This is a genomic window from Myxococcus guangdongensis, from assembly GCF_024198255.1.
GTDB classification, from domain to species: domain Bacteria; phylum Myxococcota; class Myxococcia; order Myxococcales; family Myxococcaceae; genus Myxococcus; species Myxococcus guangdongensis.
Map to the genome: position 1 here is coordinate 49,206 of NZ_JAJVKW010000004.1, position 24,856 is coordinate 74,061.

General features: G+C 71.8%; 2 protein-coding genes. Both read left to right on the forward strand.

The genetic code is table 11. The features are described from left to right. Positions 1–2: 2 nt before the first annotated feature. Positions 3–1,448, forward strand: a complete 1,446-nt coding sequence (locus tag LXT21_RS13570) for a condensation domain-containing protein (RefSeq protein WP_254038568.1) — start codon at positions 3–5, stop codon at positions 1,446–1,448. Positions 1,449–1,531: 83 nt separating this feature from the next. After that, on the forward strand, positions 1,532–24,847 hold the full coding sequence (locus LXT21_RS13575) for a non-ribosomal peptide synthase/polyketide synthase (protein ID WP_254038569.1): 23,316 nt from the start codon (positions 1,532–1,534) through the stop codon (positions 24,845–24,847). Positions 24,848–24,856 lie beyond the last annotated feature (9 nt).

Genomic DNA, 24,856 nt, shown 5'->3' on the forward strand with positions numbered 1-24,856 from the left:
GGATGCCCAGCAGCGAGCCGTCCGGACTCATGCGCGTCTCGCGCGCCGAGCGCCTGCGCCTCTCCTACGGCCAGCAGCGCTTGTGGTTCATCGACCGGATGAGCCCTGGCAGTCCGCTCTACAACGAGCCGTTGGTGGTGCTCGAGCTGAAGGGCGCGCTGGACGTGGAGGCGGTGCGGCGCGCGATGGACCACCTGCTCTCGCGCCACGAGGTGCTGCGCACCGTCATCCAAGAGACCGCGGGAGAGCCCGCGGCGCGCATCCTGGAGCCCCGCCCCGCGCAGCTGGAGCTGCTCGACCTCCGCGACGCCTCGCGCGAGCGGACCGAGGAGCGGCTCGAGGCGCTGCTGGCGGAGGAGTCCACGCGCTCCTTCGACTTGGCGCGCGGCCCGCTCATCCGCTTCTGTCTGGCGCGCACCGCCCAGGAGCGCCATGTGCTCGTCGTGGCGTCGCACCACGTCGTCTCGGATGGCTGGTCGGTGCGCGTGCTGCTGCGCGAGCTGGCGGCGCTCTACGCGGACGCCCTCCGGAAGCGGCCTTTGGGCGCGCTCCTGCCCGCGCTGGACATCCAGTACGCGGACTACGCGGCGTGGCAGCGCGGGCGCCTGGAGCAAGGCGCGCTGGCGGGCGAGGAGCGCTACTGGCTGTCGCGGCTGCGCGGCGCGCCGTTGCGGCTCGACTGGCCCACGGACCGGGAGAGGCCGCGTGTCTCCCGGCTGGACGGGGCCTACGTCTCCGCGCGCCTCGACACGCGGAGCGTCGACCGGCTGCGGGCCGAGGCCAGCGCCGCGCTGAGGGATGACGCCGGCCCCATCACGCGCTTCATGGTGCTCCTGGCCGCGTGGGTGCTCATCCTGCACCGGCGCGCGGGCAGCCTGGACATCTGCGTGGGCTCCGCCGTGGCAGGGCGCGTGCGCAAGGAGCTGGAGCCGCTCATCGGCTTCTTCGTGAACGTGCTCGTGCTGCGCACGGACCTCACCGGCAACCCGACGCTCGCGACGCTGCTGGCGCGGGTGCGGGAGACGGTGCTCGGCGCGCTCGAGCACCAGGAGCTGCCGTTCGACCGGCTGGTGGAGCAGCTCCAGCCGGAGCGGCGCGACAGCCACCAGCCGCTGGTCAACGTCTTCTTCGCGTACCACAACTTCAGCGCCGAGCATCACGTCGTGGAGGGGCTGGAGCTGCGTCGGCTGCGCTACGAGCGCGGCGGCGCGAAGTACGACGTGGCGCTCCTCGCGGTGGAGAGCGAGGAGGACGCGGAGCACCTGACGCTCCAGCTCTGGTACGACCCGGAGCTCTACGACGAGGGGACGATGCGCGACGCGCTCGACGAGGTCGTCCGCGCCGTGGAGGGCCTGGGCTCGCGCCAGTTGGGGCAGCGGTTGATGGCGCTCGACGCGGTCCTGGAGCCGGCCGAGGACGGGCCGGGCGAGGCGCAGTTCCGTTGGTAGTGGGCGGTGAGCGCGGGAGGGCCCCTGGGGCCTCCGCGTGGCGAGCCTGAACGCAGCAGCGACGCGAAGCTCCGGGTGATGACATGACAGTGACTCTTCGTGACGGTGCCCTCGATGGGCGCCTGGCGGCCTTTGTTCGTGAGCACGGGACGGCCGAGGAGACGGTGCTGCTGGCCGCGTGGCTCGCGACGCTCGCGGCGACGAGGCCCGAGCACGCGGACCGCTGCCTGGTGGAGGCGCCGGGCCGCGCGGTGTGGGTGACGTGTCCTCCTGCGAGGCGCGAGGCCTTCGTGGACCTGGTGGTGCGCGTGCATCGCGCGCTGCGGCGTGGCGCGGCGCCGTCCTCGCCGCGGGACACCTCGGCGGCGCGGGTGCGGCTGCTCCCCCTGGGCGCGGAGGTGGCGCCGGCGGTGGAGGACGACGCCACCCCGGAGCTGCGCATCCGCAGGACCGAGGACGGGCTGGCGCTCGAGGGCCTGGGGGCGCAAGGCGCCGTCCTGGCGCGCTCGGCGCGGGCGGTGCTGGACGCGGCGTTGAGAGAGCCGTCGCGCGACTGGGCGGGGCTGCCGTTGCTGGACGCGCAGATGCTCGAGTCGCTCGAGCGCGTCACCCGGGGCGAGGCGCCCGTCGAGGATGGGACGGACGACTGCCTGACGGCCTTCTGCGCGGCGGTGGCGGCGACCCCCGACGCGCTGGCGTTGGTGTGGGACGAGCACGCGCGGACGTACGCGCAGCTGGACGCCGCGGTGCGGCGGCTGGGGTACACGCTCTGGCAGCAGGGCGTGCTCGGGCAGGTGGTGGGCGTCTGGGTCGAATCGCCGGAGGACCTGGTCGTCGTCCCCCTGGCGGTGCTGGCGGCGGGCGGCACCTTCGCGATGCTGGACGCGCGCGTGCCCGCGCGTCGCAACGCCACGTTGCTCCAGACGGTGCGCGCCTCGCTCGTGGTGTCCCGGTGCGCGCGCATCCCCGACGACCTGGCCCCGGAGGTGAAGCGGCTGGACCTGGAGTCGGTGGGCGCCGAGCGCCCCTCCTTGCGCGGTCCGCTCTTCGCCGAGCCGCTGCTGCCCGCCTGCCTCTCGCTCACCAGCGGGACCACCGGCACGCCCCGCGCGGCGATGTTGTCGCGGGCGGGGCTCTTGTGGTTGTCGCGCGCGGCGCACCGGGTGGCGGGCGGTGGACGGTGCGCGCTGCACGTCGGCTCGGTGGCGTTCGACGCGTTCCTCTACAACCTGTCGCTGACGCTCCTGCGGGGCGGGACGCTGGTCTTCGCGGGGCCGCATGTGGACCCGTCGCGGCTCGTCGAGCTCTCGCGGCGCTGGAAGGTGGACCAGTTGTGCGCGGTGCCCTCCATCCTGAAGCTGCTGGACGCGGAGGCGTTGTGTGGTGACCGCTGGCCGGTGGTGATGTCGGTGGGCGAGGCGTGTCCGCCGGAGCTGGCGCGGCGCTTCGTGGGTCGGGCGCGCTTCATCAACGCGTACGGCCCCACGGAGACCACGGTGTGCAGCCACATGCAGGTCGTGGAGGAGCTGGAGGGCGAGGACGCGCGGGTGGCGGCGGGTTGGCCGTTGCCGGGGGTGACGGGGGTGGTGGTGGACGCGTGGCTCCGGCCGCTGCCCCCGGGGGTGGAGGGAGAGCTGCTCATCGGGGGCGTGGGCGTGGGCTACGGCTATCACCTGGCGCCCGTGGCGACGGCGGAGCGCTTCGTGCCGGACCCGCTGGGCCCACCGGGCGCGCGGGCCTTCCGCACGGGGGACAGGGCGGTGCTGCTGCCCGACGGACAGCTCTGGCTCCGGGGGCGCGTGGACCGGCAGGTCAAGGTGCGTGGCGCCCGCGTGGACCTGGGCGAGGTGGATGGGGTGCTGGGCCGTCACCCGGGCGTGGCGGAGGTGTGCACGGCGGCGCGGCCCGCGTCGGCGGGCGACACGCGGCTGGTGACCTACGTGGTGGACCGGCGGGAGCACCGGCGCCCCCAGCTGGAGCGTGAGCGGGTCGGGCGCTGGATGCTCGCGTTCGAGCAGGCGCTGGCGTCGGGGCCGAGCCCGGACGAGGAGTTCACCGGGTGGGCCAGCGCGGTGACGGGGGAGCCGATGCCGCGCGAGGTGATGCGCGAGTGGCTGGACGCGACGTGCGCCCGCATCCTGGCGCTGCGTCCTCGTCGGGTGCTGGAGATGGGCTGCGGCACGGGCGCCATCCTGGAGCGCGTGGCGCCGGAGTGTGAGGAGTACTGGGGCACGGACGTGTCGCCCGTGTCGCTCCAGACGGCCGCGGCGAGGGCGCGTCGGGTGGGCGCGGAGGCCCGCACGCGGCTGTTGCCACGCAAGGCCGACGAGGGCGGGCTGCCCGAGGGCCGCTTCGATGTCGTGGTCGTGAACTCGGTGGTGCAGTACTTCCCGAGCGCCGCGTACCTGGTGGAGGTGCTGCGCCACGCCGTGGCGGCGACGCGGCCCGGGGGCGCTGTCTACGTGGGGGACGTGCGCCACCTGGGGCTGCACGCGGACTTCCAGCGGCATGTCGCGCTGTCGCGGGCCCCGGGCTCGCAGGGGCTGGAGGAGACCGAGCGGCAGGCGATGCGGGCGGTGCAGCTGGAGGAGGAGCTGCTCGTCGACCCGAGGTTCTTCCAGATGCTCGCGCGCGAGCTGCCGACGCTGTCGGGGGTGCGCGTGCTCGCGCGAGGTGGCGCGACGCCGAACGAGCTGAACCAGTTCCGCTACGACGTCCTGCTGCACGTGGGCCCGCCGGTGGACGCGCCGGTGCTCCGGAGCGTGGCCTGGGAGCCCGGGCAGGACTGGGCGCATGGGGTGGCCGACGGCCAGCTCCCGGTCCGTGTCACGGGGATTCCGGACGCGCGGCTGGCATCGCTGCTCGCGAGCACCGCGGCGCTGGCGCGGGAGGAGCGGGTGGGGCGCACCGTCGCGGACCTGCGGGCCTCGGAGCTGGCGCCTCCTCCAGCGATGGATCCGGAGCGGCTGTGCGCCGAGGCGGCGGCTCGCGGGTGGGTGGCGGAGTGCCGCCTGCGCGCGGAGGCCCCCGGCAGCTTCGACCTGGTGCTGAGCGCGCCGGACGTGCCCCTGCCCGCGGAGCCCCTCGTGTTGATGCCCGTGACGCTCGAGCAGTGGACGCACGAGCCGCTGCGCGCGGAGCGGGCGGAGGCGCTCGCGGCGGAGCTGGCGCGTCTGGGGGAAGCGGAGCTGGCCCCCTGGATGCGGCCCTCGACGCTCCGGGTGGTCCCGGAGCTGCCGCGCACGGTCAGCGGCAAGGTGAACCTGGTGGCCCTGGCCTCGCTGGAGCCCGCGTCCTCGGACGAGTCGGCGCCCATGGCGCCGAGCGCGGCGGGGACGGTGGAGGCGCTGCTGCGCGGCATCTGGGAGGACCTGCTGGAGCGGCGACTGCCGGACGAGGACGCGAGCTTCTTCGCGCTCGGGGGGCACTCGCTCATGGCGGTGCGGTTGATGGCGCGCATCGACGCGGCGCTCCAGGTGCACCTGCCCGTGTCCGCGCTCTTCGAGTCGCCCACGTTCCGCGAGATGGCGGCGCGAATCGAGCGGCTCCGCGGCGAGGGCGCGGGCTCCTGGTCGATGGCAGTGGAGCGGGCGCCACGGGCCGAGCACTACCCCATGTCCACCGCGCAGGCGCGCGTCTGGTTCCTGGAGCAGCTGCTTCCCGGGACGTCCACGTACCACATCCCCATCGCGCTGCGGCTGCGTGGGGTGCTGGACGTGGCGGCGCTTCGTCGCGCGCTCCATGCGCTGGTGGAGCGGCACGAGCCACTGCGGGCGCGCTTCGGTCCGGTGGACGGTCATCCCGCGCAGTGGTTCGACGCGCGACGTCCCGTCGAGCTGCCGCTGCTGCCCTTCGAGGAGATGTCGTCGGAGGAGCTGGAGGAGTGGATTCGCGCCTTCTCGCGGCGGCCGTTCTCGCTGGCGGAGGGGCCCTGTGTGCGCGCGGCGCTGCTTCGGCTGGGCGAGCGCGAGCATGTGCTCGTCGTCGTCTTCCATCACCTGGTGGCGGATGGCTGGTCCATGCGGGTGCTCACCGATGACCTGACGGCGCTGTACGGCGCGGCCGCCTCGGGAGGTCCGTCGCCGCTGCGCCCCCTGGAGCTGGAGTATCGCGACTACGCCGTGGCGCAGCAGCGCTGGGTGGACTCGGCGGGGATGCGCGCCCAGCTCGAGGAGTGGCTGGAGGACCTGCGCGGCCAGCAGCCGGTGGAGACGCTGGCCCGCGGGCCCAGGCCGGCGCGCCGCACGGGCGCGGGGGACGTGGTGTTGAGTCAGCTCTCCGCGCCGCTGGTGGAGAAGCTGCGGCGGCTGGCGCGGGCCCAGGACTGCACCCTGTTCATGGTGCTGCTGGGCGGCTTCGCGGCGCTGGTGGCGCGGCACTCGCGCGACAGCGACCTGACGGTGGGGACCCCGGTCTCCAACCGGGTGGACCCGAGGCTGGACGCGCTGGTGGGCTTCTTCACCAACACGCTGGCGATTCGCACCCAGGTGGATGTGACGCGGTCTGGCGCCGAGCTGCTGCGGAGGATTCGCGAGGCCTCGGTGCGGGCGTTCGACCGACAGGCCGTGCCCTTCGACCGCATCGTCGAGCGGCTCCGGCCCGTGCGGGACCTGTCCACCACGCCCATCTTCCAGCTGTGGTTCGCCTTCCTGGAGCTCCAGCTCATGGAGAGCGAGCACCAGGGGCTGCGGCTCGAGTCCCTGCCGGTGAGGACGTCCGCGGCGGAGTTCGACCTGTCGCTGTCCATCACGCTGGAGGGCGAGCGGCTGTGCTGCTCGTTCTCGTATGCCACCGACCTGTTCGAGCAGGAGGAGGTGGAGGCGTTGTCGCGCAGGTACGCGCTGCTGCTGGAGGGACTGGCGGAGGATGTCTCGGTGCCCGTGGCGGCGCTGCCCCTGCTGTCCCATGCCGAGCAGCGGGCCCTGGTCGCCCTGGGCTCGGGAGGCGCGGCCGGGCGCTACGAGAGCGTGGACCGGAGACTGGCGGCGCACGCGCGGGCGCGGCCGGGCGCGGTGGCGATCATCGAGAGCGGGACGCATTGGGACTACGCGCGAGTGGACGCGCGAGCGGACGCCATCGCGAAGGCGCTGAGAGGCGCGGTGGGCGTGGGCGGGCGCGTGGGGATCCTCATGGGTCCCTCCGCGTCGACCGTCGTCACCGTCTTGGGCGCGCTCCGGGCCGGAGTGGCCTTCGTCCTGTTGGACCCGTCCTATCCGATGGAGCGTCATCGCTTCATGGTGGAGGACGCGGGGCTGGGGCTCGTCGTCGGCGACGTGGAGGACGCGCGCGAGCGGGTGGGGGCGGGTGTCGCGATGCTCTCGGTGGACGCGCTGGTGGCGCGGCCTGGCGAGGAGCGCTCGTCGACGGAGCCGCTGCCGGACGAGCTCCCCGCGTACCTCTGCTACACGTCGGGCTCCACGGGCAGGCCCAAGGGCGTCATCGTCCCTCGGGGGGCGTTGACGCAGTTGCTGGGGGCCATGGCCTCGCGGGTGGGCGCGTCGGCGTCCACGCGGATGCTGGCGAACACGGCGCTGTCGTTCGACATCGCGCTGCTGGAGCTGTTGCTGCCGCCGTTCGTGGGGGGCTCGGTGGTCGTCTGGGAGCGAGGGGCTCACTTGGACGGTGAGCGGCTCAGCGCGCTCCTGCGGGACGAGCAGGTGAACCTGGTGCAGGGCACGCCCTCGACGTGGCGGCTCTTGCTGGCGGCGGGGTTCGAGGGGAGCGAGGACCTGACGCTCCTGTGCGGCGGCGAGGCGCTGGAAGGTGAGCTGGCGAGGACGCTGCGCCGCCACTGCGGTCGGCTCTTCAATGTCTACGGGCCGACCGAGACGACCATCTGGTCGACGTACCACGAGGCGGAGGGGCTGGGGGTTCAGCGCGAGCCCATCGGCAGGCCGTTGCCCGGGACGCGGTGCAAGGTGCTGGACTCGACGCTGCGGCCGGTGCCTCCCGGTGCGTTGGGCGAGCTCTTCATCGGCGGCGTGAGCGTCGCGCACGGATACACGGGCCGCCCCATGGAGACGGCGGCGCGCTTCGTGCCGGACCCGGAGGGCCCCGCGGGCGCGCGGATGTACGCGACGGGAGATCTGGCGCGGATGGGCGCGGAAGGGACGCTGAGCTTCCACGGCCGCGAGGACGCGCAGGTGAAGGTGCGTGGTCACCGCATCGAGCTGGCGGAGGTGGAGGCCGCGCTGAAGCAGGTGACGGGCGCGCGTGACGTGGTGGCCGTGGTGCGCGAGGACGTGCCGGGTGACAAACGCCTGGTGGGGTACGTGGTGGCGGACACGCCGCTGGATGTGGTGGAGGTGAAGCGCGGAGTGAAGACGAAGCTGCCGGAGTACATGGTGCCTTCGTTGCTCGTGGCGCTGGAGGACCTGCCGCTGACGCCGAACGCGAAGGTGGACCGCAAGGCGCTGCCGGCGCCGGAGTCGCTCCAGGTCACGGAGTCTGTCTCCTACGTCGCGCCGAGGACGCCGACGGAGCAGCTGCTCTCGGGGCTGTGGGAGTCGCTGCTGGGACAGCGGCGGGTGGGCATCCGGGATGACTTCTTCCAGCTCGGAGGGCACTCGCTGCTGGCGACCCAGGTGGCCTCGCGAATCCACGCCACGTTCGGCGTGACGGTCGCGCTGCGTCAGCTCTTCGAGTCGGCCACGGTGGAGTCGCTGGCGGTGCTCGTGGAGTCGGCGCTCCAGGGCCTTGATGCGGGGGCACCTCCGCCGCTGCGCGTCGCCGCGCGTGGTGGCTCGCTGCCGTTGTCGTACTCGCAGCAGCGCCTGTGGTTCCTCGAGCAGCTCCAGCCCGGTCTGGACGCATACACGCTCCCCGCCGCGGTGCGAATCCAGGGGCCGCTGTCCGTGGACGTGCTCGAGCGGAGCTTCTCCGAGCTGGTGCGGCGCCATGAGGCGCTGCGGACGACGTTCCGGGGAGGCGCGGAGAGACCGGAGCAGGTCATCGCGGAGGCGGGTGAGGTGCGGGTGGTCCGCGAGGACGTGAGCGGCGAGGAGGACAAGGAGGGAGCGGTGCGGAGGTGGTTGGAGGTGGAGGCGAGCAAGCCGTTCGACATGGAGCGGGGGCCGCTGCTGAGGGCGGGGCTGCTGAAGGTGAGGGAGGAGGAGCACGTGCTGGTGCTGGTGATGCACCACATCGTGTCGGACGGCTGGTCGATGGGAGTGTTGGTGAGGGAGATGGGGGCGCTGTACGGGGCGTACGCGAAGGGGCAGCCGTCACCGCTGCCCGAGCTGCCGGTGCAGTACGCGGACTACGCGGTCTGGCAGCGCGAGTGGCTGCGCGACGACGCCCTCGAGCGACAGCTCGGGTACTGGCGCCAGCAGTTGGAGGGCGCGCCGCGAGTGCTGGAGTTGCCGACGGACAAGCCGAGGCCGGCGACGCGAAGTCACCGAGGTGGCTTCGTGAGGGCGCGGTGGGAGACGGGGCTGTGGAGGAAGGTGGAGGCGCTGGGGAGGAGGGAGGGGGCGACCGCGTTCATGGTGTTGCTGGCGGCGTACCAGACGGTGCTGGGGAGGTACGCGAGGCAGGAAGAAGTGAGCGTGGGAGCGCCGATAGCGGGGAGGACGAGGACGGAGACGGAGGGGTTGATTGGCTTCTTCGTGAACACGCTGGTGCTGAGAGGGCGAGTGGGGAGGGAGGAGAGCTTCGGAGGGTTGGTGAGGCAGTTGAGGGAGACGACGCTGGGGGCATACGCGCACCAGGACGTGCCCTTCGAGAAGCTGGTGGAGGAACTGCAGCCGGAGCGGGACATGAGCCGGAGTCCGCTCTTCCAGGTGACGCTGACGCTCCAGAACACGCCCACGGTGGAGCTCACTCACGAGGGCGTCACCTTGCGCGGCCTGGACGTGGAGGGGACGACGTCGAAGTACGACCTGTCGCTGGTGGTGGAGGAGGTGGAGGGAGGAGTGGAGGTGGTGGCGAACTACGACAGCGACCTCTTCGAGAGGAGGACGGTGGAGGTGCTGGTGGGGCAGGTGAGGGAGGTGCTGGCGGAGGGGGTGGCGAGGCCAGAGAAGAGGCTGTGGGAGTTGAGGATGCAGGGGGAGGAGGAGAGGCGGCGTGTGGTGGAGGAGTGGAGTGGGAGGCGGACGGAGTACCCGAGAGAGACGAGCCTGGCGGAGCTGTTCGAGGAGGTGGTGAGGAGAAGTCCTGGTGCGGTGGCAGTGGAGTACGAGGGGAAGGAGCTGACGTACGAGGAGGTGAATGGGAGGGCGAACCAGCTGGCGCACCACCTGAGGGGAATGGGAGTGGGGCCTGAGGTGAGGGTGGGTTTGTGCGTGGAGCGCTCGGAGGAGCTGGTGGTGGGGTTGCTGGGGATATTGAAGGCGGGAGGGGCGTACGTGCCGCTGGACGCGAGCTACCCGCTGGAGCGGCTGGGGTGGATGAAGAGGGAGGCGGGAGTCGGGGTGTTGGTGGCGCAGGAGCGGTTGGCGGACGAGGTGGCGGAGGGCGGGGAGGCGGTGGTGTGCGTGGACACGGAGTGGGGGGAGATAGAGAAGAGGCCGAGGAGCAACGTGGGGAAGGTGGTGGGAGGGGGCAACCTCGCGTACGTGATGTTCACGTCGGGGAGCACGGGGAGGCCGAAGGGAGTGGGGGTGTCGCAGAGGGCGGTGTCGAGGCTGGTGCTGGGGACGAGCTACGCGAGCTTCGGGCCGGAGGAGGTGTGGTTGCAGTTGGCGCCGCTGTCATTCGACGCGTCGACGTTGGAGGTGTGGGGGGCGCTGCTGCACGGAGGGAAGCTGGTGGTGGCGAAGGCGGGGACGCCGTCGTTGGAGGAGTTGGGAGAGAAGGTGGTGGAGAGCGGGGTGACGTCGCTGTGGCTGACGGCGGCGCTGTTCGAGCAGATGCAGGGGAGGCAGGGAGAGGCGCTGGGGAAGGTGAGGCAGGTGCTGGCGGGAGGGGACGTGCTGGCGGTGGGGAGGGTGAGGCAGCGGTTGGAGGGAGGGGGAGTCCTCATCAACGGGTACGGGCCGACGGAGAACACGACATTCACGGCGTGCCACCGGATGAAGAGGGAGGAGGAGGCGGGAGGGGTGACGGTGCCGATAGGGAGGCCGATAGAGAACACGAAGGTGTACGTGCTGGACGAGGGGATGGAGGTGGTGGGGGAGGGAGTGCCGGGAGAGCTGTACGTGGGAGGGGAGGGTTTGGCGGAGGGGTACGTGGGGCGAGCGGATTTGACGGCGGAGCGGTTCGTGCCGAGTCCGTTCGGGAGAGGGGAGAGGCTGTACCGGACGGGGGATGAGGTGAGGTGGAGGGAGGGGGGCGTGCTGGAGTTCCTCGGGAGGAGGGACCGGCAGGTGAAGGTGAGGGGCTACCGAATCGAGCTGGGAGAGGTGGAAGCGGCGCTGGCGGGACACGCGAGCGTGAGTGAAGCGGTGGTGGTGGTGCGCGAGGACATCCCCGGCGACAAGCGCCTGGTGGCCTACGTCGTACCGACGTCGTCCGATGTCGCGCCGCTGGATTCGTCGGCGGTGAAGACCTTCCTCCGGACGCGACTGCCCGAGTACATGGTGCCGTCCTCGCTGGTGGTGCTGGACGCGCTGCCGCTGACGCCCAATGGCAAGGTGGACCGCGCGGCGCTGCCTTTGCCCGACGCCTCGGGCGCCACGGTCGAACGCTTCGTGGCTCCTCGTGATGCCACGGAGCGCTCCCTGGCCGCTCTCTTCGCGGAGGTGCTGAACGTCGAGCGCGTGGGATTGCACGACGACTTCTTCGAGCTGGGTGGACACTCCCTGCTCGCCACGCAGCTCGTCTCACGGGTGCGGACGGCGTTCGCCTTGGACCTCCCGCTTCGGGACGTCTTCGAGGCGCCCACGGTGGAGGCACTGGCCCGGAAGCTCGAGGGCACTCGCGCCGAGCCCGGAGGCCCCACCGCGGTGCCCCCCGTGGTGCCTGTGCCTCGCACGGACGCGCTGCCGTTGTCCTTCGCGCAGCAGCGCCTCTGGTTCCTCGACCAGTTGGAGCCAGGCAGCGCCTTCTACAACATCGCGACGGGGGTGAAGTTGTTCGGGTCGCTCGACGTCTCCGCGCTCGAGCGTGCCTTCACGGAGCTGGTGCACCGGCATGAGTCCCTGCGGACGACGTTCCGCGCCGAGGGTGGCGCGCCGGTCCAGGTCATCGCTCCGGAGAGTCATTGGCGTCTGGAGCAGGTGGACCTGGGCACCCTGTCTCGCGAGGAGCGAGTGCTCGAGGTCGCGCGCAGGGCCGAGGCGGAGGCACTGCGTCCATTCGACCTGATGCGCGGGCCGTTGTTGCGGACACTGCTGCTGAGGACCTCGGAGCAGGAGCACGAGCTGGTGCTGGTGATGCACCACATCGTCTCGGATGGTTGGTCCATAGGGGTCCTCGTGCGCGAGGTGGGCGCGCTGTACGACGCCTTCGCGCGGGGACTGCCGTCGCCGTTGCTCCCGCTCCCCGTGCAGTACGCGGACCATGCGGTGTGGCAGCGCGGGTGGCTGCGAGACGACGTGTTGGAGCGACAGCTCGCGTACTGGCGAGCGCGGCTGGCGGGGGCTTCGCCTGCCCTGGAGCTGCCCACGGACAGGCCCCGCCCCGCGGTGCAGACGTTCCGAGGTGGGAGCCGGAGCCTGCGGTGGTCCCGGAGCCTGCGCGACTCGGTGAGGGCGCTCGCGCAGCGTGAGAGCGCCACGCCGTTCATGGTGTTGCTGGCGGCGTTCCAGACCCTGCTCGCGAAGTACTCGGGACAGGACGACCTCTGTGTCGGCTCGCCCATCGCCAACCGCACCCGCGAGGAGACGGAGGGCCTCATCGGCTTCTTCGTCAACACGCTGGTGCTGCGCGCGACCCTGTCCCCCGCGCTGAGCTTCCGGGAGCTCGTCCACCAGGTCCGGGAGACGACGCTTGGGGCCTACGCGCATCAGGATGTCCCCTTCGAGAAGCTGGTGGAGGAGCTCCAGCCGGCCAGGGATCTCGGTCGGCCTCCGCTCTTCCAGGTGATGCTCGTGCTCCAGAACGCGCCGACGACGGCCTTGTCGGCGGCCGGGCTGCGACTGGAGCCGACGCGGGCCGAGGGGAAGACGGCCAAGTTCGACCTAACGCTGGAGGTGACGGACACGGACGACGGGTTCACGGGCTCGCTCGAGTTCAACAGCGACCTGTTCGACGCGTCGACCATCGACCGGATGCTGGGACACCTGGGTGCGCTGCTGGAGAGCGCCGTCCACGCGCCCGAGCGGCGCTGGGTGGACCTGGAGTGGATGACGCCCGAGGAGCGTCGTCAGGTGGTGTCGGAGTGGAACCAGACGGACCGGCCCCGCTCCAAGGAGGCGCGGCTGCACCACGGGTTCGAGGCCCAGGCGCGGCGGACGCCCGACGCGGTGGCCGTGGTGGCGGAGCAGACGCAGCTCACCTATCGCGAGCTGGAGCGACGCGCGAACCAGCTCGCGTGGCACCTGCGCGCCCGGGGCGTGGGTCCCGAGAGCCGCGTCGCGGTGTGCGCTGAGCGCTCGCTGGAGCTGGTGGTCTCCCTGCTGGGTGTGCTGAAGGCCGGAGCCGCCTACGTGCCGTTGGACCCGAGCTATCCGCGAGAGCGCCTCGAGTACATGTTGGAGGACGCCGCGCCGACGGTGCTGTTGACGCAGCAGCACCTGCTTCCCTCGCTGCCGGGCCGCGTGCCGACGCGGGTGTGCCTGGACGCGGACGCCGAGGCCCTGCGTCGCGAGCGCACGGAGACGCCGCCCGTCGAGGTGGAGGGCGACGGCCTGGCGTACATCATCTACACCTCGGGCTCGACGGGGCGACCCAAGGGCGCGATGAACACGCACTCGGCCATCTGCAACCGGCTCGCGTGGATGCAGGAGGCGTATGGGCTGACCGCCGAGGACCGTGTCCTCCAGAAGACGCCCTTCAGCTTCGACGTCTCGGTGTGGGAGTTCTTCTGGCCGTTGATGACCGGCGCGCGGCTCGTCATGGCGCGCCCTGGGGGGCATCGTGAGCCCGCGTACCTGGTCGACCTCGTGGCGCGAGAGGGCGTGACGACGCTGCACTTCGTGCCGTCGATGCTGAGGCCCTTCCTGGAGGAGCCTCGCCTGAAGGACTGCACGCGGCTCTCACGGGTGCTGTGCAGCGGCGAGGCCCTGACGCCCGAGCTGCGAGACTTCTTCCACTCCCGGCTGGGCGCCGAGCTGCACAACCTCTATGGCCCCACCGAGGCCGCGGTGGACGTGACGGCGTGGGCCTGCGCTCGGGATGACCAGGGAGCGCGGGTTCCCATCGGTCGCCCCATCGCGAACACGCGCATGTACGTGTTGGACGAGGGCCTGCATCCGGTGCCCGCGGGAGTGCCCGGTGAGCTGTACATCGGCGGTGTTCAGCTGGCGCGCGGGTACTGGCGTCGTCCCGAGCTGACGGCCGAGCGCTTCGTGGCGGACCCGTACTCCCCGGTGCCGGGTGGGCGGCTGTATCGGACGGGAGACCGGGCGCGTTGGTTGGCGGATGGCGCGCTGGAGTACCTGGGTCGCCGGGACGGGCAGGTGAAGCTGCGTGGCTTCCGCATCGAGCTGGGCGAGGTCGAGTCGGTGCTGCGTGGACAGGCCGGAGTGCGAGAGGCCGTCGCGCTGGTGCGGGAGGACGCGCCAGGAGATGCGCGCCTGGTGGCGTACGTGACGGCTGTCCCAGGGGCCACGTTGGAGCCATCCGAGCTGCGGGCCCGACTGCCACGCGTGCTGCCCGAGTACATGGTTCCGTCGGCGCTGGTGCTCCTGGACGTGCTGCCGCTGTCTCCGAATGGGAAGGTGGATCGCAAGGCGTTGCCCGCGCCGCTCCCGCGTGAAGGGGATGGCGCCGCGCCCGCGCGAGTCATGGCTCGCACGCCCACGGAGGAGTTGCTGGCGGGCATCTGGGCGGAGGTCCTGAATCTGGAGGAGGTGGGCATCCACGAGGACTTCTTCGGACTGGGAGGACACTCGCTCCTGGCGACCCGGGTCCTCTCCCGCATCCGCGGTGCGTTCGGCGTGGAGCTGCCGTTGCGCAGGTTGTTCGAGTCGCCCACGGTGGCGAAGCTCGGCGTCGAGCTGGAGGACGCGGCGCGCTCCGATGCACCTCGCGCGCCGCCGCTGCGACAGCGGGCGGAGCGGATGTCGGCGCCGCCGCTCTCCTTCGGGCAACAGCGCCTGTGGTTCCTCGCGCAGCTCTCTCCGGAGGACTCGGCCTACAACCTCCCGGCCGCGGTGCGCCTGTCGGGCGGGCTGGACGTGGACGCATTGCTCTCGAGCCTCACGGAGCTGGTGCGCCGTCACGAGGCGCTGCGGACGACGTTCCGAGAGGGAGTGGAGGGGCCGGAGCAGGTCATCGCGGAGGCGGGTGAAGTGCAGGTACTCCGCGAAGACGTGAGCGGCGAGGAGGACAAGGAGGGAGCGGTGCGGAGGTGGTTGGAGGTGGAGGCGAGCAAGCCGTTCGACGTGGAGCGGGGTCCGCTGCTGAGGGCGGGGCTGCTGAAGGTGAAGGAGGAGGAGCACGTGCTGGTGCTGGTGATGCACCACATCGTGTCGGATGGCTGGTCGATGGGAGTGTTGGTGAGGGAGATGGGGGCGCTGTACGGGGCGTACGTGAAGGGGCAGCCGTCACCGCTGCCCGAGCTGCCGGTGCAGTACGCGGACTTCGCTGTCTGGCAGCGCGGGTGGTTGAGCGGAGAGGAACTCGCGAGACAGCTCGGGTACTGGCGCCAGCAATTGGAGGGCGCGCCGCGAGTGCTGGAGTTGCCGACGGACAAGCCGAGGCCGGCGACGAGAAGTCACCGAGGCGGCTTCGTGAGGGCGAGGTGGGAGACGGGGCTGTGGCGGAAGGTGGAGGAGCTTGGGAGGAGGGAGGGAGCGACGGCGTTCATGGTGTTGCTGGCGGCGTACCAGACGGTGCTGGGGAGGTACGCGAGGCAGGAAGAAGTGAGCGTGGGAGCGCCGATAGCGGGGAGGACGAGGACGGAGACGGAGGGGCTGATTGGCTTCTTCGTGAACACGCTGGTGCTGAGAGGGCGAGTGGGGAGGGCGGAGAGCTTTGGAGGGTTGGTGAGGCAGTTGAGGGAGACGACGCTGGGAGCGTACGCGCACCAGGACGTGCCCTTCGAGAAGCTGGTGGAGGAGCTGCAGCCGGAGCGGGACATGAGCCGGAGTCCGCTCTTCCAGGTGACGTTGACGCTCCAGAACACGCCCACGGTGGAGCTCACTCACGAGGGCGTCACCTTACGCGGCCTGGACGTGGAGGGGACGACGTCGAAGTACGACCTATCGCTGGTGGTGGAGGAGGTGGAGGGAGGAGTGGAGGTGGTGGCGAACTATGACAGCGACCTCTTCGAGAGGAGGACGGTGGAGGTGCTGGTGGGGCAGGTGAGGGAGGTGCTGGCGGAGGGGGTGGAGAGGCCAGAGAAGAGGCTGTGGGAGTTGAGGATGCAGGGGGAGGAGGAGAGGCGGCGTGTGGTGGAGGAGTGGAGTGGGAGGAGGACGGAGTACCCGAGAGAGGAGAGCCTGGCGGAGCTGTTCGAGGAGGTGGTGAGGAGGAGGCCAGGAGCGGTGGCGGTGGAGTACGAGGGGAAGGAGCTGACGTACGAGGAGGTGAATGGGAGGGCGAACCAGCTGGCGCACCACCTGAGGGGAATGGGAGTGGGGCCTGAGGTGAGGGTGGGTTTGTGCGTGGAGCGCTCGGAGGAACTGGTGGTGGGGCTGCTGGGGATATTGAAGGCGGGAGGAGCGTACGTGCCGCTGGACGCGAGCTACCCGCTGGAGCGGCTGGGGTGGATGAAGAGGGAGGCGGGAGTCGGGGTGTTGGTGGCGCAGGAGCGGTTGGCGGACGAGGTGGCGGAGGGCGGGGAGGCGGTGGTGTGCGTGGACACGGAGTGGGGGGAGATAGGGAAGAGGCCGAGGAGCAACGTGGGGAAGGTGGTGGGAGGGGGCAACCTCGCGTACGTGATGTTCACGTCGGGGAGCACGGGGAGGCCGAAGGGAGTGGGGGTGTCGCAGAGGGCGGTGTCGAGGCTGGTGCTGGGGACGAGCTACGCAAGCTTCGGGCCGGAGGAGGTGTGGTTGCAGTTGGCGCCGCTGTCATTCGACGCGTCGACGTTGGAGGTGTGGGGGGCGCTGCTGCACGGAGGGAAGCTGGTGGTGGCGAAGGCGGGGATGCCGTCGCTGGAGGAGCTGGGAGAGAAGGTGGTGGAGAGCGGGGTGACGTCGCTGTGGCTGACGGCGGCGCTCTTCGAGCAGATGCAGGGGAGGCAGGGGGAGGCGCTGGGGAAGGTGAGGCAGGTGCTGGCGGGAGGGGACGTGCTGCCAGTGGGGAGGGTGAGGCAGCGGTTGGAGGGAGGAGGAGTCCTCATCAACGGGTACGGGCCGACGGAGAACACGACATTCACGGCGTGCCACCGGATGAAGAGAGAGGAGGAGGCGGGAGGGGTGACGGTGCCGATAGGGCGGCCGATAGAGAACACGAAGGTGTACGTGCTGGACGAGGGGATGGAGGTGGTGGGGGAGGGAGTGCCGGGAGAGCTGTACGTGGGAGGGGAGGGTTTGGCGGAGGGGTACGTGGGGCGAGCGGATTTGACGGCGGAGCGGTTCGTGCCGAGTCCGTTCGGGAGAGGAGAGAGGCTGTACCGGACGGGGGACGAGGTGAGGTGGAGGGAGGGGGGCGTGCTGGAGTTCCTCGGGAGGAGGGACCGGCAGGTGAAGGTGAGGGGCTACCGAATCGAGCTGGGAGAGGTGGAAGCGGCGCTGGCGGGACACGCGAGCGTGAGCGAAGCGGTGGTGGTGGTGCGCGAGGACATCCCCGGCGACAAGCGTCTGGTGGCCTATGTCGTCGGTCACCCCGAAGCCTCGGTGGACATCCCCTCACTCCGGGATGCCGCGAGGAGCAGGTTGCCCGAGTACATGGTGCCGTCCTCGCTGGTGGTGCTGGACGCGCTGCCGCTGACGCCCAATGGCAAGGTGGATCGCGCGGCGCTGCCAGCTCCCGAGCTGGTGGGCCTCGCGCCGAAGACGCTGCTGGCTCCGCGCACGCCCACCGAGGAGACGCTGCTCGAGCTGTTCGTCGAGGTGCTGAACATCGGTGACCTGGGCGTGGACGAGGACTTCTTCGAGCTGGGTGGACACTCGCTGCTCGCCACGCAGCTCGTCTCCCGGGTGCGCGCGATGTTCGAGGTGGCGCTGCCCTTGAAGGAGGTCTTCGACGCGCCCACCGTGGAGTCGCTGGCGCGCAAGCTGGAGAGCCTGCGCGCGGAGGCGGGCCTCACCTCCGCCGCCCCGCCGTTGTTGCCCGTGCCTCGCACGGATGTGCTGCCGTTGTCCTTCGCGCAGCAGCGCCTCTGGTTCCTCGACCAGCTGGAGCCGGGCAGCGCCTTCTACAACATCGCCACCGAGTTCCAGCTGACGGGCTCGCTGGATGCACAGGCCCTGGAGCACGCGTTCTCGGAGCTGGTGCGTCGCCACGAGTCGCTCCGCACCACCTTCGCGGAGGACGCGCGGGGGGCCTTCCAGCGCATCCACCCCCCAGCGCACCGGACCCTCGCGCGCGTCGACCTCAGCGCCTTGTCACCCGAGGCCCGCGACGCGGAAGTGCGTCGGCGCGCGGTGGCGGAGGCGCGCCGGCCCTTCGACCTCTCCACCGGTCCGCTGCTGCGCACCGAGCTGCTGACGTTGTCCGAGTCCCAGCACGTCCTGCTGCTGACGCTGCACCACATCATCTCCGATGGCTGGTCCATGGGCGTGCTCGTTCGCGAGCTGAGCGCGCTGTACCAGTCCTTCGCGATGGGAGCCCCATCGCCTCTGCCGGAGCTCCGCTTGCAGTACGCGGACTACGCGGTCTGGCAGCGAGGCTGGTTGAAGGCGGAGGCGCTGGAGGCGCAGCTGTCCTGGTGGCGCAATCACCTCGCGGGTGCCTCGCCCGTGCTGGAACTGCCCACGGACTTCCCCCGGGCCTCCGTCCAGGGCTTCCACGGCGCGAGCCGCTCCCGTCGGTTGTTCTCCCCCGAGCAGGCCGAGTCCCTCCATTCGCTCTGCCGCGCCGAGGGCACCACGCTCTTCATGCTCCTGCTCGCGGGGCTCGAAGTGGTCCTCTCCCGCTACTCGGGGCAGGACGACTTCATCATCGGCACGGACATCGCCAACCGTCACCACGGGGAGACCGAGGGCCTCATCGGCTTCTTCATCAACCAGTTCGCCCTGCGCGCCCGGCTGGAGGGAGACCCCTCCTTCCGTGAGCTGCTGGGCCGCGTGAAGGACACCACCCTGGGTGCCTATGCGCACCAGGACCTGCCCTTCGAGGAGCTGGTCAAGGACCTCAACCCCGAGCGCAGCCAGGGCCACAACCCGCTCTTCCAGGTCAAGCTGGTGCTCCAGAACCAGCCTGTCACGGAGGTGTCCGTGCCGGGCCTCACCCTGCGCAGCGCGGGCGTGGAGACGGGGACGTCCCGGCTGGACGTCACGCTCGCCGTCGTGGAGAGCGCGGAGGGCGTGGGCTGCACCTGCGAGTACCGCACGGGCCTCTTCGAGGCGGCGACCATCGACCGGATGGTGAACCACCTCGTCAACGTGCTGCACGCCGCCGTGGCGTCCCCCGAGGCGCGCCTGTCCTCCCTCTCGCTGCTCTCCGAGGACGAGCGACAGCAGGTCCTCATCAAGTGGAGCGCCACCGGCCGGCAGCCGCTGGAGGCCCTCTGCGCGCATGAGCTCTTCGAGCGACAGGTGGCCCTCGCGCCCGACGCCGAGGCCGTCCGTTTCGAGGGTCAGTCCCTCACGTACGCGCAGCTCGAGGCCCGCGCCAACCAGCTGGCGCATCACCTCCGCGCGCTCGGCATCCGCCCCGAGGTGCCCGTGGCGCTCTGCGTGGAGCGCTCGCTGGAGACCGTCATCGGCATGCTGGGCATCCTCAAGGCCGGCGGCGCGTGGGTGCCGATGGACGCGAGCCATCCTCCCGAGCGACTCGCGTACATCCTCCGCGACAGCGCCGCGCCGGTCCTCATCACCACGGACGCCCTCGCGGACCTCATCCCCGTGGGCGGCGAGCAGCTCGTCCTGCTGGACGTGGAGGCCTCCTGCCTCGCCGCGCTGCCCACGTCCCCGCCCGTCACCGGGCTGACGCCCCGCAACCTCGCGTACGTCATCTACACCTCGGGCAGCACCGGCCAGCCCAAGGGCGCCCTGCTCGCGCACGAGGGCCTGTGCAACACGGCGCTCCAGACAGGCCGGCACCTGCGCCTCGACGGTGGGGCGCGTGTCCTCCAGTTCTTCTCCGCCGCGTTCGATGCCTCCGTCTGGGAAGTCTTCGGGACCTTGCTGGCGGGGGCGACGCTGGTGCTCGCGCCTCGTGAGCGCCTGCTCCCGGGCGCGCCCCTGCGCACGCTGCTGCGCGAGGAGTCCATCACCGCCGTGTCCCTGACGCCCTCGGTGCTCGCGCAGCTGGAGCCAGACGAGGACACCCCGCTGCGGACGCTCGTGTCCGCGGGCGAGGCCTGCACGCCCGAGCTGGTGGCACGTTGGGGCGGGCGCGCGCGGATGCTCAACGCGTATGGCCCCACGGAGGTCGCCGTGTGCGCCACCATCAGCGAGCCCCTGGTTCCAGGCCGACGCGTCACCATCGGCCGCCCGTGGGACAACGTGGGGGCGTTCGTGCTGGATGCGTCGCTGCGGCCCGTCCCCGCGGGTGTGCCCGGTGAGCTGTGCGTGGAGGGCGTGGGGCTCGCGCGCGGCTACCATCGCCAGCCCGCGCTCACCGCCGAGCGCTTCGTCCCGCATCCGTTCTCGACGACGCCGGGTGCCCGCCTGTACCGCACGGGAGACCGCGTGCGGTGGCTGGACTCCGGGGAGCTGGAGTACCTGGGCCGGCTGGACCTCCAGGTGAAGCTGCGCGGCTACCGCGTGGAGCCGGGCGAGGTGGAGGCCGTCCTCGGACAGCAGCCCTCCGTGCGCGAGGTCGTCGTGGCCGTGCGTGAGGACGCGCCCGGAGACCCCCGCCTCGTGGCCTACGTCGTCCCGGCGCCGGAGGCCCAGGTGGACGTGGAGGTGCTGCGCGCGTCGTTGGCGGCGCGGCTGCCGTCACACATGGTGCCCTCGGCCTTCGTCGTGCTGGGCTCGCTGCCGCTGACATCCAGCGGCAAGGTGGACCGCAAGGCCCTGCCGGCCCCGGAGCAGGAGCGGCAGGCGCGAGGCGTGGACTTCGTCGGGCCGCGGACCCCCACCGAGGAGCTGCTCGCGGACCTCTTCGCGCAGGTCCTCGGGGTGCCTCGCGTCGGACCTCGGGAGGACTTCTTCGAGCTGGGGGGACACTCCCTGCTCGCCACGCAGGTGGCGGCGCGTGTCCGCGCGGCCCTGGGCGTGGAGCTGCCCGTGCGCGTCCTGTTCGAGTCGCCCACGGTGGAGAAGCTGGCGGTATGGCTGGAGGCCGAGCGGCGCGCGGGCGAGGCTCCGGCGCGGCCTCCCCTGACGCCACGGCTTCACTCGGGACCCGCGCCCCTGTCCTTCGCCCAGCAGCGCCTGTGGTTCCTGGAGCAGCTGTCTCCAGGTGGCACGGTGTACACGGTGCCAGCGGTCGTCCGCATCGAGGACACGCTGGACGTCTCCGCCCTGGAGCGCGCGTTCGCGGAGCTGGTCCGCCGGCACGAGGCGCTGCGCACCGTCTTCCGCGCCGAGGAGGGCGCGCCCGTCCAGGTCGTCCTCCCCGACGCGCGCTCCACGCCGCGGCTCGTGTCGCTGGAGGCGCTGCCGCCCTCCCAGCACGACGCGGCGCTGCGGCGACTGCTGGACGCGGAGGTCGGGACTCCCTTCGACCTGGAGCGCGGACCGCTGCTGCGGGTCGTCCTGGTGCGACTGTCGGAGCGGGCGCATGTGCTCGCGCTGGTGATGCACCACATCGTCTCGGATGGCTGGTCCATGGGCGTGCTGGTGCGGGAGCTCGTCGCGCTCTACGAGGCGTATTCGAGCGGACAGCCGTCGCCCCTGGCCGAGCTGGTGGTGCAGCCCGCGGACCACGCGGTGTGGCAGCGAGGATGGCTGCGCGACGCGGAGCTGGAGCGGCAGACGGGCTACTGGCGCAAGCAGCTGGCCGGCGCGCCGAGCGCCCTCGACCTGCCGACGGACCGGCCGCGCCCCGCCGTCCAGTCGCCGGAGGGCGCGTCGCTGCCGTTCGAACCGGGCCCCTCGCTGTCCGCCGCCATCAAGGCCTTCGCCCAGCGAGAGGCGGTGACGCCGTTCATGGTGGTGCTGACGGCGTTCCAGGTGCTGCTGGCGCGCTACTCCGGACAGGACGACGTGTCCGTCGGCACACCCGTCGCGGGCAGGACCCAGGCGGAGACGGAGGGCCTGGTGGGCTTCTTCGTCAACACGCTGGTGCTGAGGACCCGGCTGGAGGGCCACCCGACGTTCCGCGCGCTCCTCTCCCAGGTGCGGGACGTGACGCTGGATGCGTACGCGAACCAGGACGTCCCCTTCGAGAAGCTCGTGGAGGAGCTGCGCCCGGAGCGCAGCCTGAGCCACGCGCCGCTCTTCCAGGTGATGCTCACCTTCGACACCACGCCCGGGGCGGGGAGCGCGACGTCGCGCGGGCCCACGCTGCGCCCCGTGGAGCTGGAGCTACGCCAGTCCCGGTTCGACCTCACGCTGGGCCTCGCGACCACGGAGCGCGGGTTCTCGGGCAACCTCGAGTACAGCACCGCGCTGTTCGACCGAGGGACGATGGAGCGACTGCTGTCACGGCTGACGATGCTCCTGGGCGGCGCGCTGGCGCAACCGGATGCGCGGGTGCGCGACCTGCCGTGGCTCACGGAGGCCGAGCGACACCAGCTCCTCGTGGAGTGGAACTCCGCTCCCGCGCCGGTGGGCCCCGAGGCCTGCCTGCACGAGCTCTTCGAGGCCCAGGTGGCGCGCACGCCCGAGGCGGTGGCGGTGACGCACGGCGGACGGACGCTCTCGTACCGCGCGCTGGACCTGCGGGCCAACGCCGTGGCGCACCGGCTGCGAGCGGCGGGAGTCGCGCCGGAGACGCGGGTGGGCCTGTGCGTGGAGCGCTCGGAGGAGCTGCTCGTCGCCATCCTGGGCATCCTCAAGGCGGGTGGGGCGTATGTGCCGTTGGATGCGACGCATCCGCGCGCGCGGCTGGCCTTCATCCTCGAGGAGGCGCGTCCCCGCGTCATCGTGGGCCACCGCCGCGCGCTCGCCGCGCTCCCGGAGTCGGCAGTGGCCTGCCTCGCGCTCGACGAGGGCGCGTGGGCGCGCGAGGAGCGGAGCGCGGCCCCGGAGTCGGGCGTGCACTCGGCGCAGCTGGCGTACGTGCTCTACACCTCGGGCTCCACCGGGCGCCCCAAGGGCGTGGCGCTCGAGCACCGCAACGCCGTGGCCTTCGTGCGCTGGGCGGGTGGCAGCTTCACGCGCGAGCAGCTCGCGGGGGTCCTCGCCTCGACCTCCGTCACCTTCGACCTCTCCATCTTCGAGCTGTTCGCCCCCCTGTCGGTGGGAGGCACGGTGGTGATGGCGCGCAACGCGCTGGAGCTGCCGACGCTGCCGGAGGCGGAGCGGGTGACGCTCGTCAACACGGTGCCCTCCGCGATGGCGGAGCTGGTGCTCGCGCGGGGCGTGCCGGCGTCGGTGACGACGGTGAACCTGGCGGGTGAGCCCCTGCGCAACGCCCTGGTGCAGGCGCTCCACGAGGCCGCGCCCGGAGTGCGTCAGGTGCTCAACCTCTACGGCCCGACGGAGGACACGACGTACTCCACCTTCGCGCTGGCGCCACGGGACTCGCGCGTGGAGCCGACCATCGGACGCCCCCTGGCCGGCACGCGCGCCTACGTGCTGGACGAGGGGATGCGACCCGTCCCGGTGGGCGTCACCGGCGAGCTGTACCTGGGCGGCGTCGGTCAGGCCCGTGGCTACTTCGAGCGGCCCTCGCTGACGGCGGAGCGCTTCGTGCCGGACCCGTTCGGCGTCGAGCCAGGGGCCCGGCTGTACCGGACGGGAGACCGGGTGCGGTACGCACCGGACGGCGCGCTGCTCTACCTCGGACGCACCGACGAGCAGGTGAAGGTGCGCGGCTTCCGCATCGAGCCGGGGGAGGCGGAGGCGACGCTGCGCGAACATCCGCAGGTGCGTGATGCGCGGGTGGTGGCGCGTGAGGACGGCGCGAGCGGGAAGCGGCTCGTTGCCTACATCGTGGCCCGGGAGGGCGGAGCGCTGGAGTCCGCGGGGCTGCGGGACCACTGCCGCGAGCGCCTGCCGGACTTCCTGGTGCCGTCGGCCTTCGTCGTGCTGCCCGCGTTGCCGCTGACGCCCAACGGAAAGCTGGACCGGCGCGCGTTGCCCGCGCCCGAGGCCGTGAGCGCGGACACATCGACGCCGCTCGTGGCGCCACGCGATGCGTTGGAGTGGCAGCTGGCGCGGCTCTTCGAGTCCCTGCTGGGACGGCGCGTCGGCGTGACGACGGGCTTCTTCGAGGCGGGTGGCCACTCGCTGCTGGCGATGCGGCTGGTGTCGATGATTCGCAAGCAGCTGGGGCGGGAGCTCCCGCTCGTGTCGGTGTTCCAGGCGGACACCGTGGAGTCGCTCGCGGCGCTCCTGCGGCGCGGGCCCGGCCAGCGCTCCTCGCGGGTGACGCTCGCGGCGACGGGCTCGGGGCGCCCCTTCTTCTGCGTCCACCCCGTCAGTGGCAGTGTCCTGGCGTACTCGGAGCTGGTGCGACGGTGGCCGGCCGAGGTCCCCTTCCACGCGTTCCAGTCCGCGGGGCTGGAGGGAGACGTGGCGCCGCGCGAGAGCATCCAGGCAATGGCGGAGGCCTACCTGGAGGAGCTGGTGGAGGCGCAGCCCACGGGCCCATATCGGCTCGGCGGCTGGTCGCTGGGCGGACTGGTGGCGTACGAGATGGCCCGCCTGCTGGAAGGACGAGGCGAGCGGGTGGAGCTGCTCGCGCTCATCGACGCGCCCGCCGTGGAGCAGCCTCCGCCCCAGGGAGACTCCGCGCGTTGGAGCGTCGAGCGGTTCGTCGAGGCGGCTGCGCGGCTGTTGGGCGTGCCGACGCCCTCGCTCGAGGTGGAGGAGGGCGCGGCGCGCGCCGAGGACGTCCTCCTCCAGCGCGTGCTGGACGTGGGGCGGCGCGCGGGTGTCGTGACGATGGACTTCGGGCTGCCCGCGCTTCGGGCGATGTACGACGTCTTCCACGCGAACCTGCGCGCGCGCTGGGCGTACGTCCCGGGGGCCTATGGCGGCGCGGTGACGCTCTTCCTGGCCGAGCAGAGCGAGCGCGCCCTGCCCGAGACGGCGCGGGACGGTGGCTGGTCACGCTGGGTGGGCGGAGGCGTGGAGGTGGTGCGACTGCCGGGGGACCATGACTCCATCCTCCTTGCGCCGGAGGTCGATGTCCTGGCCCGGGCGCTCGTCGCGCGGCTGCGGAGCGCGGGAGGGGACTGACCCCACGGT

Coding starts and splice junctions, on each gene's coding strand:
- LXT21_RS13570 (WP_254038568.1), top strand. CDS start 3: ATGCCCAGCAGCGAGCCGTCCGGACTCATGCGCGTCTCGCGCGCCGAG.
- LXT21_RS13575 (WP_254038569.1), top strand. CDS start 1,532: ATGACAGTGACTCTTCGTGACGGTGCCCTCGATGGGCGCCTGGCGGCC.